The sequence below is a fragment of the Angustibacter peucedani genome (assembly GCF_054779595.1).
The window spans coordinates 18,264-30,969 of sequence record NZ_BAAGXY010000027.1; the positions used below are offsets into that span (position 1 = coordinate 18,264).

Sequence of the window (12,706 nt, forward strand, 5' to 3'; positions counted from 1 at the left end):
GCAGGGGCGGCCGCACTGGGCAGGCTCGTGCCGTGCCCCGAGATCCTGACCTGCCGCTGCTGATCAGCCGAGAGGTCGCCCTCGCCGCGGGCCTGACCCGGCACCAGGTCACGCAGCGCCTCAGGTGCGGGCGGTGGCACGTGGTGCGGCGGGGCTGGTACGTCGACAGCGACCGCCTCGCCGATGCCGACCCGCGCGAGCAGCACCTGCTCAGGCTGTGCGCAGCCCTGGCCCTCCGGGGCGATCGCGACGTGGCGAGCCACCTGTCGGCCGCGGCCGTGCTGGGGTGGCCCGCACCGTTCGACGGCTTCGGTCCGGTGACCGTCACGAGCACCGACCTGCAGCGGTCAGCCCGGCGGCGCGAAGGACTCGTCGTGCAGGTCGCCACCACCCCGCCGTCCGACGTCCTGGTGCGGCACGTCGACGTCGGCGGCGAGCGGATCGACGTCCGGCTGACGTCGCCGGCTCGCACCGCGGCGGACTGCCTCCGCCACCTCCCGCGCGAGGACGCCGTCGCCGTCGTGGACGCCGCGGTGCGCGGTGGCGCGACGACGGCCTGCGAGATCCAGCGGGTGCTCGACCGCCAAGAACCCTGGCCCTACCTGGCTCGTGGTCGCGGCGCGCTCGAGCTCGTCGACCCGCGGCACGAGTCCTACCTGGAGAGCTACTCGTTCGCCCGGCTGGCGCGAGCCGGCATCCGCAGCGAGCCTCAGGTCGTGGTCCGGGACGAGACTGGTCAGTTCGTCGCCCGGGTCGACGGATGGATCGGCAGCGCTGCCGTCGCGCTCGAGTGCGACGGTCGCGGGAAGTACCTCGGGGCCGCCGACGACCCGACCGACGTGGACGACGTCGCCCGCAGTGTGAGGTCGACGACGCGCGACGAGATGCGCCGTGAGCAGCGGCTGCAGCGGCTCGGCGTGGCCGTCGTCCGCTGGGGCACGGCGGACGTCGTCCGGCGTCCAGAGCAGGTGACGGCCCGCATCCGCGCGGCAGTTCACCGGGAGCGCGGCGCCTTCACCGGCTCCGCGACGCCCACCGGTCGCGCCTGACCGTTTCCGCCACCCGAGCCGCTTTGCGTCGGCCAGCAGCGGCACTGGCGGCGGAAACTGGCCGCGGTGGCGGAAAGGGTCAGAGGAGGAGGGAGATGAGGGCGTAGCTGGCGGCGGCGACGAGGCCGGCGCCGGGGAAGGTCAGCACCCAGGCGCCGACGATGTTGCCGGCGACGCCCCACCGCACGGCCGACAGCCGTTTGGTGGCGCCCACGCCCATGATCGACGAGGTGATGACGTGCGTGGTCGACACCGGCGCGCCGAAGGTGATCCCGGCGACGTACAGGATCGACGCCGCGGTGGCCTCGGCCGCGAAGCCGTGCGGCGGGTCGAGGTGGATGATCCGGCGGCCGAGCGTGCGCATGATGCGCCACCCGCCGGAGTAGGTGCCGAGCGAGATGACGACCGCCGACATGATGAGCACCCAGGCCGGGATGTGGTCTCCCGACTGGTACCCGCCGACCGTCAGCGCCAGGACGACGACACCGGCGGTCTTCGAGGCGTCCTGCAGCCCGTGCCCCAGCGCCATCGCCGCGGCCGACACCGTCTGCGCCAGCCGGAACCCGCGCGAGACGCGTCCCGGGTTGGCCCGCCGGAACAGCCACAGGATGGCCAGCATCACCAGGTACCCGAGGACCACGCCGATCACCGGCGAGAGCACCATCGGGACGACGACCTTCTCGAGCACCCCGTGCCACTTGACCGTCGCCGAGGCCGCGATCGCCGCGCCGCCCAGCCCGCCGATCAGCGCGTGGGACGACGACGACGGCAGCCCGAACCACCAGGTGAGCAGGTTCCACCCGATGGCACCGACCAGCGCTGCCGCGCAGATGGCGAGCCCCTGGCTGCCGGACGGCGCCTCGATGATGCCGCTGCCCACCGTCTTGGCGACCTTGGCGCCGAAGAACGCCCCGATGAAGTTCGCGCAGGCCGCCATCAGCAGCGCCACCCGCGGCGTCAGCGCGCGCGTCGAGATGGACGTCGCGATCGCGTTGGCCGAGTCGTGGAAGCCGTTGGTGTAGTTGAAGCCCATCGCCAGCGTGATGACGGCGATGATCGGGATCAGGTCCACGTGGGTCAGGACTCCTTGACCGCGATGCTCTCGACCGTGTGCGCCACCGTCTCGAAGGCGTCGATCGCGTGCTCGAGGCCCTCGACGACGTCCTTGAGCTTCAGGATCGCGGTGGCCTTGAGCTCGCCGTCGAACAGCTCGGCCAGCAGCCGCCGGTAGACCTGGTCGCCCTGGTTCTCGAGCCGGTTGATCTCGATCCAGTACTCGGCGAGGTCCTTCATCGAGCGCAGCCGTGGCATGGCCTCGGCGGTGAGCTCCGACATCCGCACGAGCACCTCGACCTGGCTGGCGACGCCGTCCGGCAGGGTGTCGATCTGGTACAGCATGATCCGGTCGACCGCGGACTCCATGTGGTCCATGCAGTCGTCGAGGTTCGAGGCCAGCGAGTAGATGTCCTCGCGGTCGAACGGCGTGATGAACGAGGAGTTCACCTTGCGCATGATCTCGTGCGTCGACTCGTCGGCCGCGTGCTCGAGCTCCTTCATCTCCTTCGCGAGCGCCTCGCGGCGGCCGGCGTCGGCGCCGAGCACCTGGCCGAGCAGCGCGCTGCCCTTCACCAGGTGCGAGGACTGCTGGGAGAACAGGTCGTAGAAGCTGTTGTCCTGAGGGGTCAGGCGGAATCCCACGTGGTGCTCCGAACAGGTCGGCGGGCAGCGTGGCCGGGGCAGGCGGCTGCGGGTCGGGTCGTGCGGCGGCCGCGAGGGCGGCCCCGACGATGGTAGGTGCACCGGCACCCCCCGTGTCACCTGCCCGCCACCTCGGGTGCACGTGCCGCACGGCCGGGGCGCGCCGACGTGACCGAACGCACGGGACGACGGCCCGTCGTCCGCCATGATGGGCGCCACCGCGCACGGCCGCGCGGGCCCGACGGGGGTGTGCTCGATGACCAGTCCTGCGCTCGAGATCCAGGGCCTGCGCAAGACCTACCGCCGGCGGCGCAAGCCGCCCGAGCGGGCGCTGGACGGCCTCGACCTGCACGTGGACGCCGGCGGCGTGCACGGCTTCCTCGGCCCGAACGGCTCGGGCAAGACCACCACGATCCGCGTGCTGCTCGGCCTGGCCCGCGCGGACGGCGGCACCGCGCGCCTGTTCGGCCACGAGGTGCCGCGCCAGCTGCCGGACGTCGTCGGGCACGTCGGCGCGCTGGTCGAGAACCCGCTGTTCCTGCCAGGCATGAGCGGGCGCACCCAGCTGCAGCTGTTGGCGCAGTCGGTGGGCGTGCCCCGCACCCGGGTCGAGGCCGTGCTCGAGCGGGTGCGCCTGGGTGAGCGCGCCGACGAGCGGGTGAAGGGCTACTCGCTGGGCATGCGCCAGCGGCTCGGCATCGCCGCGGCCCTGCTCAAGGACCCCCGCCTGCTGATCCTCGACGAGCCGAGCAACGGCCTCGACCCGGCCGGCATGAAGGAGATGCGCGAGCTGGTGCGCGAGCTGGGCGCCGACGGCCACACGGTGTTCCTGTCGAGCCACCTGCTCGGCGAGGTCCAGCAGGTCTGCGACCACGTGGCGATCCTGTCCAAGGGCCGCTGCCTGGTGCAGGGGCCCGTGCGCGAGGTGCTGAAGGCGCACACCACCGGCGGGGTGGTGGTCGGCGTCCCGGACGTCAACGCCGCGTACGCCGTGCTGCGCGAGGCCGGGTACGACGTCTACGGCCTGCCGGACGGGCGGATCCAGGTGGGCACGACCGGCAAGCGGCTCGAGGACCCCGCGCTGGTGACCCGCCTGCTCGGCGAGCGCGGCCTGTGGGTGAGCGAGCTGTCGCCGGTGGCCGCCGACCTGGAGAGCGCCTTCCTCGAGATCACCCGAGGTCAGGGCCTCGGCGACGACGGGAGCCAGCCGTGACGACCCTCGAGCGCACGGCGGACTTCGTGCCGCCGTCCGACCCGCGCCCGCGCGCCGCCACCGGCCGCGGTCACCTCCTGCGCGCCGAGATCGGTCGGCTGCGCCGTCGCCGCCTGGTGCTGCTCGTGCTGGGGCTGGCGACGCTCGCCCTGCTGGGCGCGATGGTCGCGGTGTTCTTCACGCACAGCAACGACCTGGCCGGGGCGCGCGCCGATGCCGTGCAGCAGGCGCAGCAGGCGAACGAGGACCAGCAGGCCTACCACGACCAGTGCCTGAAGGACCCGACGATCCCGGACGCCGACAAGCAGGCCGGTGCGTGCGGGCCCGACCAGACCGAGGCGCAGCCCGCCGACGCGTTTTTCCAGGACCCCCGGCTGCGCGCGGACGTCGGCCTGCCCATCATCGCGATCGCCGTGGCCGTCGCGGGGGCGCTGGTCGGCGCCCTGGTCGGCGCCACCGCCGTCGGCGCGGACTGGTCGAGCCGGGCGATGCTCACGCTGATCACCTGGGAGCCGCGGCGGGTGCGGCTGCTGACCGCCCGCTTCACGGCCGTGGCCGTGGTGACCGCCGTCGTGGCGCTCGTCGCGCAGGCCGTCGCCCTCGGGCTCGGCGCGCTGGTGGTCGCCACGCGCGGCACCTGGCAGACGTCGCCGCAGCCCGACGGCGACGCCGTGTACTACTCGCAGCCGGCGATCATCGGGCCGGCCCACTTCTGGCGCGACCTGGTGTCGCTGCAGGTGCGCGGGGTCGGGCTCGTCGTCCTGGTGGCGGTGACGTCGGCGGCCGTGACCATGCTGACCCGGCACACCGCGGCGCTGCTGGGTCTGGGGTTCTTCTGGGTCGCCATCGTCGAGAACGCCGTCCGGGCGCTGTTCGGGTCGCGCGGCTGGCCGCGCTGGCTGCTCACCGAGAACGTCGTGGCCTACCTGCAGCCGGGAGGCTCGCACCTGTCGGTGGGCCAGCACGTCGACCGCACCGGCAGCGTGGTCGAGAAGACCGTGCTGGTCTCGAACCTCGACGCGCTGCTCTACCTGGGCGTGGTGGGGGCGGTCTTCGTGGTCGCCTCGGCCGTGCTGCTGCGGCGGCGCGACCTGTAGCTCACTCGAGCCCGAGAGCCTCGTCGATCTCGTCCTGCGACAGCGGGCCGTCGTGGGCCGTCGCCGCGACGACGAGGTCGCCCACGAGGGTGATCTCGTCCTCGAGCGGCGCGTCCCGCAGCGAGTCCTCGGTGTCGGTCAAGAGTCCTCCCAAACCCTGGAGCTCCAGCGTACGCAGCGGGTGCTCCGGCCGAGTGATCTTGACCAAGTCATTACCCAACCGCGGGCAGACCGGGGGACCGAAGCCGTCTGCACCGCCACGAAAGGGACGGGGTCAGGGCGTCGCGGACGCCGGGCTCGAGGTGGACGTGGTGGCCGTGGGCGTGGGCGTGGGCGGGTTGACCTCGTCCTTCGGCACCAGCGTGCGGTCGATGCTGACCGACGTCAGGCCCAGCCCGCCGACGGTCACGGCGTCGTACGCGAGCAGGCGCCCGGCGTCCGGGCCGGTCTTGGCGAAGTACAGCAAGGTCGCCTCGAGCGGCACCGGCTTGCCCTCGGTGAGCCGGTCGAGGCCGCCCGCCGTGAGGCCGGCCCCACCGGTGGAGCCCTCGACCATGACCCGGGTGCCGGCGTCGTAGGTGACCGAGCGCTCGTGCATGTGCCCGGACAGCACGAGCGGAACCTTGCCCTGCAGTGCGGCCAGCCGCGTGGGGTCGTGGACGACGGCGATCTGCACCCCGGCGTCCGGGTGGGCCGCGTCGTAGGTGTCGACCACGCCGGCCAGCCGGTCGACCGAGGCGGCGACGTCGTCCTTGCCCTGGTCGTCCTTGCTGCCCTCGGCCGGCAGGTCGCGCGGGTCGGCCACCCCGGCGATCCGCAGCCCGGCGACGTCCGCGACGTCGCCGTCGAGCACCACGGCCCGGCGCTGGCGGGCCACGGCGTCGGCGATGGCCTGGCTGTCGTGGTTGCCGCGCACGAACACGTACGGGACGCCGAGGCTGCCGATCCGCCCGACGAAGCCCTCCTCGGCGGTCGTGCCCCACGTGCTGAGGTCGCCCGAGTCGACGACGGCGTCGACCTTGAACTGGTCGACGAGCCGGTCGGCGAGGTCGAAACCGATCGGGTTCAGGTGCAGGTCGCTGATGTGCAGCACCGTCGTGACCTCGCCGTCGAGCCCGCTGTCGACGCGCGGCAGCTGCTGGCCGACGGCGTAGAGCGTGGTGACCGACTGCACGAAGTCGGCCAGGCCCGAGCGGTAGGACTCCAGCCGCGCGGCGAGCGTCTCGGTGCGTCGCTGCACGTACGGCGCGCTGCTGAGCAGGCCGGTGAACTGCGGCTGGGCGAGCTTGGCGCTGTCGAACGTCGCGGCCGTCGCGACGCCGAGCAGGGTCGTCGCGACGCCGACCACGGCCAGCCCCAGCCCGAGGCCCCGCCAGGTACGGGTGGCGAGGAACGACAGCAGCGCCGCACCGGCGAGCGCCAGCAGCAGCGAGACGGCGAGCGCCCGCGCCGCGGCCTTCTTGACCTGGTCGGGGGCTTCGTCGGAGACCTGCTGCAGCAGGGCGGGGGTGTTGATGACCTTCTGCGCCTGCTCGACGTCCACCGAGCGGATCGACGCGCTGATCTTGACCGGCGTGCGGTGCGTGGCGAACCGCACCGACCCGACCGGCGGCAGGTCGACCGACGCGCCGGACGGCAGCCCCGGACGCACCCGGACGTCGACCGAGAGCGGCCCGACGTCGGTGTGGGCGGCGGGGGCGACCGCGGCGCCCACCAGCGCGCCGAGCAGGGCCAGCAGGCCCACGGCCACCCGGCGAGCCACCCGTCGGCCCTGGGGGGAGGTCAGAGGTCGTCGCAACCGCATGATCACCCCACTGTGCCGTGGACGGTGCCGCGGCGCACCGGCAGAGGGGTCGCACCGGCGGGTACGACGGGGGGTGGGCGTCGGGCTGGGAGCGCCTCACGGCGCGCGGCCGCTCGTAGCGGCTCCAGTTGGGACCCGGGGCTACCGCAGCCCGACGCCCGGGTGCCCCGAGGGGCACCACGATGGTGCACAACCACCGACCGGCCCCGCAACTTCCCGCGGCACGGTCGACGTCCCGTTCATCGGCTCGCGGGGGCCCCTGGTTGAGCCGGTCAGGGGCTCAGGTCAGGTCGCCGGCGCGCCACGAGCGGGCGGCCGCCTCGAGGTCCTCGGCGGTCTGCTGCAGCGAGGCGGCCCGCCGGGTGAGCACGACCGAGTCGTCGTGGTCGGGCAGGTCGTCGGCCCGGACGGCGCGTCCGGCCGACACCACGCGGCAGAAGGCGGCGGCCCGTTCGAGGGCCACGGCCAGGTCGCCGGAGTACACGCCGGTGAGCACGGCGTCGGCGAGCGCCCGCACCTCGTCGGGCCCGGGCGGCTGCGCCACGCCGGCGACGACGTCCGCCACCTCGGCGAGCGCGCGGCCGGCCTCGTAGTCGCGCGCCGCACCCAGCGCGTCGCGCCGCACCCACTCGCGGACGACGTAGAGCCGCCACAGCGCACCGGGCAGCGACCGCGCGGGGCGGTCGCACCAGAGGTCGGCCACGGTGTCCAGGCCGTGGTCGTCGACGAGGCGCACCAGCCGGGCGGTGAGCTCGGGGTCGGAGGCGCTGCGACCGGCGTCGACGACGGCCCAGGCGGTGGCGTGGGCGGCCTCGGCGAGGGCGGCGGGGTCGGTACCGCCGTCCAGCGAGTCGAGCGCGGCGGGACCGAGCAGCGCGGGGCGACGCGGTCGCGACTCGTCCGAACGGCTCATCGCAGCATTCTCGCACCGGCACCGGAGGCCCCTCACGCCGTACGCTGTCCGCCGTGACCGAGACCACCGCCACCACGAGCACCAGCGACCCCACGCACCTCGTGGAGGTGCTGCACCAGTCCGTCGCCCGCGAGCCGCGCCGCGTCCTGTTCGGCCGCCGCGACGGCGACACCTGGCGCGACGTGACGGCCGAGGAGTTCCTCGCCGAGGTGAACGCGGTGGCGAAGGGGTTCGTCGCCGCCGGGGTCGGCGTCGGCGACCGCGTCGGCATCATGTCGAAGACCCGCTACGAGTGGACGCTGTGCGACTTCGCGCTGTGGACGATCGCCGCGATCCCGGTGCCGATCTACGAGACCTCCTCGGTCGACCAGGTCGAGTGGATCCTCGCGGACGCGCAGGCGGTGGGATGCGTCGTCGAGACCAAGGCGCACACCTGGCGGGCGCAGGTGGTCAAGGACCGCGTCCCCGGCGTGAAGCACCTGTGGCAGATCGAGGCGGGCGACGGCCTGCCCGGCATGGACCAGCTGATCGCCGCGGGCCGCGAGGTCTCGGACGACGAGCTCGCCACCCGCCAGTCGGTGCTCGCGGGCAACGTCATCGCGACGCTCATCTACACCTCGGGCACGACCGGGCGGCCCAAGGGCTGCATGCTCACGCACGGCAACTTCGTCGCCGAGTGCAGCAGCGCCCTGCGCACGCTGCCCGAGCTGTTCGAGGCGCCCGACGCGTCGACGCTGCTGTTCCTGCCGCTGGCGCACGTCTTCGGCCGGATGATCCAGGTGGCCGTCGTGATGAAGGGCGTCAAGCTCTCGCACAGCGACCCCGGCCGTCTGGTCAAGGACCTCGCCGTCGTCCGGCCGACGTTCGTGCTGTCGGTGCCGCAGGTGTTCGAGAAGATCTACGAGACCGCGCGCCGCAAGGCCACGGCCGACGGGCGCGGCGGCATCTTCGAGAAGGCCGCCGACACCGCGATCGCCTACAGCGAGGCGATGGACGACGGCCGGCCCGGCCCGCTGCTCGCGGTCCGGCACGCGGTCTTCGACAAGCTCGTGTACTCCAAGCTGCGCGCGGCGTTCGGCGGCAACGTCGACCTCGCGATCAGCGGTGGCGCGCCGCTGGGCTCGCGGCTCGGCCACTTCTTCCGCGGCATCGGCGTCACGGTGCTCGAGGGCTACGGCCTGACCGAGACCACCGCGGCGGCGTCGGTCAGCACGGTCGAGCACCAGAAGATCGGCACCGTGGGCCGTCCGCTCGACGGCTTCGAGGTCTCGCTCACGCCCGACGGCGAGGTGCTGCTGCGCGGCGGCCACGTCTTCGGCGGCTACTGGCGCAACGACTCCGCGACCGCCGAGTCGCTCGACGCCGAGGGCTGGCTGCACACCGGCGACCTCGGCCAGGTCGACGACGACGGCTACCTGACGATCACCGGCCGGCTCAAGGAGATCATCGTCACCGCGGGCGGCAAGAACGTCGCACCGGCCGCGATGGAGGACGTGATCCGCGCCCACCCGGTCGTGTCGCAGGTCATGGTCGTCGGCGACCAGCGCAACTTCGTGGCCGCGCTGGTGACGCTCGACCAGGAGTCGCTCGACCAGTGGATGGACGAGCAGGGCCGCGGCCGCCAGCCGGTCGCGGAGGTCACGCACGACGAGCAGGTGCGCGCCGCCGTCCAGACCGCGGTCGACGCGGCCAACGCGACGGTGTCGGGCGCCGAGCAGGTCAAGCGGTTCGAGATCCTGCCGGGCACCTGGTCGGAGGAGTCCGGCCACCTGACGCCGACCATGAAGCTCAAGCGCAACAAGGTGATGGAGGACTTCGCCCGCGAGGTCGAGGCCCTCTACGCCGCCCGCGCCTGACCCAGCACCGGGGGTTCTCGTGATCCGCTTCGTCCTGCCGCTCGTCGAGATCGGCCTGCTCGTCTACTGCCTGATCGACTGCATCCAGACCGACAGCAGCCGCGTCCGCAACCTGCCGAAGGTCGCGTGGATCCTCCTCATCATCATCCTGCCGCTGATCGGCGGGATCGCGTGGCTGGTGGCGGGCCGGCCCGAGCGGACGACGGCCAGCCGGGCGCCGTGGCTGGCGACGCGCACCAGCGGGTTCCCCGAGTACGAGCGCCCGCCACGCGGTCCGGACGACGACCCCGACTTCCTGCGGCAGATCCGCCAGGTCGACGAGGAGCACGAGCGCACCCTGAAGCAGTGGGAGGACGACCTGCGCCGGCGCGAGCAGGAGCTGCGCGGCGACGGCACCGAGCCGCCGTCCCCGGGGGGCTCGCCGGGCGCTTCCCCGGACGACGGCACCGACCCCGGCCCGCAGGACGACCCACCCGCCGCGGGCTCGCCTCGCTGACGTAGCGTGCGGGCGTGACCGCGCCTCCCGTGCCCCGCTGGCGGCGCGTGGTGGTCGACACGACCCCGCTGCGGCACCGCCCCTACCGGCGGCTCTTCTCCTCCACGGTCGTCACGGCCGTCGGCGCGCAGCTGACCGCGGTGGCCGTGCCGAAGCAGATCTACGACGACACCGGCTCGTCGACCTGGGTCGGCGTGAGCGGGGCCGTGGCGCTCGTGCCGCTGGTGGTCTTCGCGCTGTGGGGCGGCAGCATCGCCGACGCCGTCGACCGGCGCACCATGCTGCTGCTCACCAACACCGGCATCGCCCTGACGTCGGCCGGGCTGTTCGCCCAGGCGGTGGCCGACAACACCTCGGTATGGGTCGTGCTGGTGCTCCTCGCGGTGCAGCAGGCTTGCTTCGGGCTGAACAGCCCGGCACGCGGGGCCACGATCCCGCGCCTGGTGCCGCCCAAGGAGCTGCCGGCGGCCAACGCGCTGAGCTCGACCGTGATGGGGCTGGGCGCCGTGCTCGGGCCGCTGCTCGCGGGTGCGCTCATCCCCCTCGTCGGCCTGCCCTGGCTCTACCTCGTCGACAGCGTGGCCCTGCTGGTGGCGCTGTGGGCGGTCTACCGGCTGCCGCCGCTGCCGCCGATCGCCGCGGCGGACGGCACGCGAAGCACCGCGGGCCTGCGGTCGATCGCCGACGGCCTGCGCTACATCGCCACCAGCGCGGTGCTGCTGGTCTCGTTCCTGGCGGACGTCGTCGCGATGGTGCTGGGCATGCCGCGCGCACTGTTCCCCGAGCTCGCCGAACGCACCTTCGGGGACCCGCCCGGCGGCGGCCTGGCGCTCGGCGTCCTGTACGCCGCGATCCCGGCCGGCGCGCTGGCCGCCGGCCTGCTGTCGGGCACGTTCACCCGGCTGACGCGGCACGGTGCCGCAACAGCTGTGGCAGTGGGCGCTTGGGGCCTGGCCGTGGCCGCCTTCGGGTTGTCGCGCTCGTTGTGGCTGGGCGCGGCATTCCTCGCGCTGGCCGGTGCGGCCGACCTGGTGAGCATGGTCTTCCGCGGCGCGATCTTGCAGAGCGCCGCCACCGACGCGATGCGCGGCCGCATGCAGGGCGTGCACTTCCTGGTGGTCGCCGGCGGCCCGCGGCTGGCGGACCTGCTGCACGGCACGGTCGGCGACCTCGTCGGGGCGCGCACCACCGTGACGGCGGGCGGCCTGCTCGTGGTCGCCGGCATCTCACTCGTCGTCCTGCGGTTCCCGGCCTTCTGGCGCTACCGCCCGGTGCCGTCGTCCGGAAGCGTTGATACGTAACGGTTGTCGGCTTTGCCGAGCACGCAGCGAAGTGCTCGGCAACCCTGCGTCGAAAGTCTGACCCGAAGGGTTCACAACCCGAGCGACCGCTGGCAGCCTCGGGCGGCACCGGCGTCGTCCGGCGTCGGCTGCTGACTTCTGGGCAGGGAGAGTCATGAAGCGCAGACCACTTCTCACGGCTGTCGTGGCCGTCGCGTCCGCGACCGCCGTCGTCCTCGTCACCCCCGGCACCGCGCAGGCCCACGGAGGTCGGCACGGCCCGACCGTCCGCACCATCACCAAGGACGCCCTCGCGCCGTTCCAGCTCGCCGTGTCCCGCGGTTCGCTGTACGTCGCGGACGGCGGCAAGAGCCAGGTGCTGAAGGTCGGCCGCAAGGGCGCCCTCACCCCCGTCGCCGACGGGCCGCAGCCGGGTGAGGTCGCCGGCGTCGCCTTCGACCGCAGCGGTCGCGCCATGGCGTACACGACCACCAGCTACACCGACGGCGCCACGACGCTGACGATCAAGGAGAAGGGCAAGAAGACCGTCGTCGCCGACCTCTCGACGTTCGAGGCGACCCACAACCCCGACTCCGGCGTGACCTACGGCGTCGACAACCCCTCGCAGTGCGTGCAGGACGCGTTCGCCCCGCTCGGCGGCGCGACCTCGACCGGTGGCGTCGACTCGCACCCGTACTCGGTGGCCAGCCTCGGCCACGGCGCGTGGGTGGTCGCTGACGCCGGGGGCAACGACCTGCTGAAGGTCGACCGGCACGGCCACGTGTCGGTGCTCGCGCTGCTGCCCCGCCAGCCCACCGTCATCACCGCCGAGATCGCCGGCGGGCTCGGGCTGCCGGACTGCGTCGTCGGGATCACCTACAACTTCGAGCCCGTCCCGACGGACGTCGAGGTCGGCCGCTGGGGGCAGCTGGTCGTCTCGCTGCTGCCGGGTGGTCCGGAGGACCCCTCGCTCGGGGCTCGCGGCAGCGTCTACCGCGTGAACCCGTGGAACGGGCACGCCACCAAGCTCGCCGGCGGGTTCCTCGGCGCCACCAACGTGGCGCTCGGCCCGTGGGGCCAGGTCTACGTGGCCGAGCTGTTCGCCGGCCGCATCTCGACCGTCGGCTGGAACGGCCACGTCAGCAAGCTCGTCGACCTGCCCGCCGCGCTGTCGGTCGAGTGGGGCGACGGCGGGCTGTACGCCGGGACGCTCGGCACCGACGAGGAGGGACAGCCGAACGGCATGGGCTCGCTGGTGCGCATCACCCGCTGAGCGGGCTGCGCGACGCGTGGACGCGAC

Annotated in this window: 12 protein-coding genes; 7 read left to right on the forward strand and 5 right to left on the reverse strand. The window is 73.5% G+C overall.

Going from position 1 to position 12,706, the window contains the following annotated elements; all coding sequences use genetic code 11:
- Nucleotides 1-32: 32 nt before the first annotated feature.
- The gene (locus ACYVJ4_RS06415) at nt 33-1,049 is read left to right on the forward strand and encodes a hypothetical protein (protein ID WP_460459283.1); all 1,017 of its coding nucleotides are present in this window, start codon (nt 33-35) and stop codon (nt 1,047-1,049) included.
- 79 nt (nt 1,050-1,128) lie between these two features.
- Here the strand turns inward: ACYVJ4_RS06415 and ACYVJ4_RS06420 are convergent, their stop codons facing one another.
- On the reverse strand, nt 1,129-2,082 hold the full coding sequence (locus tag ACYVJ4_RS06420) for an inorganic phosphate transporter (RefSeq protein ID WP_460459355.1): 954 nt from the start codon (nt 2,080-2,082) through the stop codon (nt 1,129-1,131).
- 44 nt (nt 2,083-2,126) lie between these two features.
- Nucleotides 2,127-2,747 (reverse strand): DUF47 domain-containing protein, encoded by a 621-nt coding sequence (locus ACYVJ4_RS06425; RefSeq protein ID WP_460459284.1) that lies wholly within the window; start codon nt 2,745-2,747, stop codon nt 2,127-2,129.
- Between the two features lie 256 nt (nt 2,748-3,003).
- Between ACYVJ4_RS06425 and ACYVJ4_RS06430 the strand changes: the two genes are divergently transcribed.
- Together ACYVJ4_RS06430 and ACYVJ4_RS06435 are read left to right on the forward strand one after the other, a co-directional pair.
- Nucleotides 3,004-3,960, forward strand: a complete 957-nt coding sequence (locus ACYVJ4_RS06430) for an ABC transporter ATP-binding protein (protein ID WP_460459285.1) — start codon at nt 3,004-3,006, stop codon at nt 3,958-3,960.
- Entirely contained in the window at nt 3,957-5,057 is a 1,101-nt protein-coding gene (locus ACYVJ4_RS06435; RefSeq protein ID WP_460459286.1) for a hypothetical protein, read from the forward strand. Before ACYVJ4_RS06430 ends, ACYVJ4_RS06435 begins: the two co-directional genes overlap by 4 nt.
- A gap of 1 nt (nt 5,058) precedes the next feature.
- Here the strand turns inward: ACYVJ4_RS06435 and ACYVJ4_RS06440 are convergent, their stop codons facing one another.
- The 3 genes from ACYVJ4_RS06440 to ACYVJ4_RS06450 form a co-directional block, all read right to left on the reverse strand.
- Nucleotides 5,059-5,199 (reverse strand): hypothetical protein, encoded by a 141-nt coding sequence (locus tag ACYVJ4_RS06440; RefSeq protein ID WP_460459287.1) that lies wholly within the window; start codon nt 5,197-5,199, stop codon nt 5,059-5,061.
- 132 nt (nt 5,200-5,331) lie between these two features.
- On the reverse strand, nt 5,332-6,819 hold the full coding sequence (locus ACYVJ4_RS06445) for a metallophosphoesterase family protein (RefSeq protein ID WP_460459288.1): 1,488 nt from the start codon (nt 6,817-6,819) through the stop codon (nt 5,332-5,334).
- A gap of 322 nt (nt 6,820-7,141) precedes the next feature.
- Nucleotides 7,142-7,774: a hypothetical protein gene (locus tag ACYVJ4_RS06450; protein ID WP_460459289.1), complete on the reverse strand. Its 633-nt coding sequence runs from the start codon at nt 7,772-7,774 to the stop codon at nt 7,142-7,144.
- 53 nt (nt 7,775-7,827) lie between these two features.
- Here ACYVJ4_RS06450 and ACYVJ4_RS06455 point away from each other — a divergent pair, with 53 nt between their 5' ends.
- The 4 genes from ACYVJ4_RS06455 to ACYVJ4_RS06470 all read left to right on the forward strand — a co-directional run bounded on the left by ACYVJ4_RS06455 (nt 7,828) and on the right by ACYVJ4_RS06470 (nt 12,679).
- Complete coding sequence (locus ACYVJ4_RS06455) at nt 7,828-9,630, forward strand: AMP-dependent synthetase/ligase (protein WP_460459290.1); 1,803 nt, start codon at nt 7,828-7,830, stop codon at nt 9,628-9,630.
- A gap of 19 nt (nt 9,631-9,649) precedes the next feature.
- A complete protein-coding gene (locus ACYVJ4_RS06460) occupies nt 9,650-10,126 on the forward strand; it encodes a PLDc N-terminal domain-containing protein (protein WP_460459291.1) in 477 nt (158 codons plus the stop codon).
- Between the two features lie 14 nt (nt 10,127-10,140).
- A complete protein-coding gene (locus ACYVJ4_RS06465) occupies nt 10,141-11,427 on the forward strand; it encodes an MFS transporter (RefSeq protein WP_460459292.1) in 1,287 nt (428 codons plus the stop codon).
- 184 nt (nt 11,428-11,611) lie between these two features.
- Nucleotides 11,612-12,679: a ScyD/ScyE family protein gene (locus tag ACYVJ4_RS06470; protein WP_460459293.1), complete on the forward strand. Its 1,068-nt coding sequence runs from the start codon at nt 11,612-11,614 to the stop codon at nt 12,677-12,679.
- Nucleotides 12,680-12,706 lie beyond the last annotated feature (27 nt).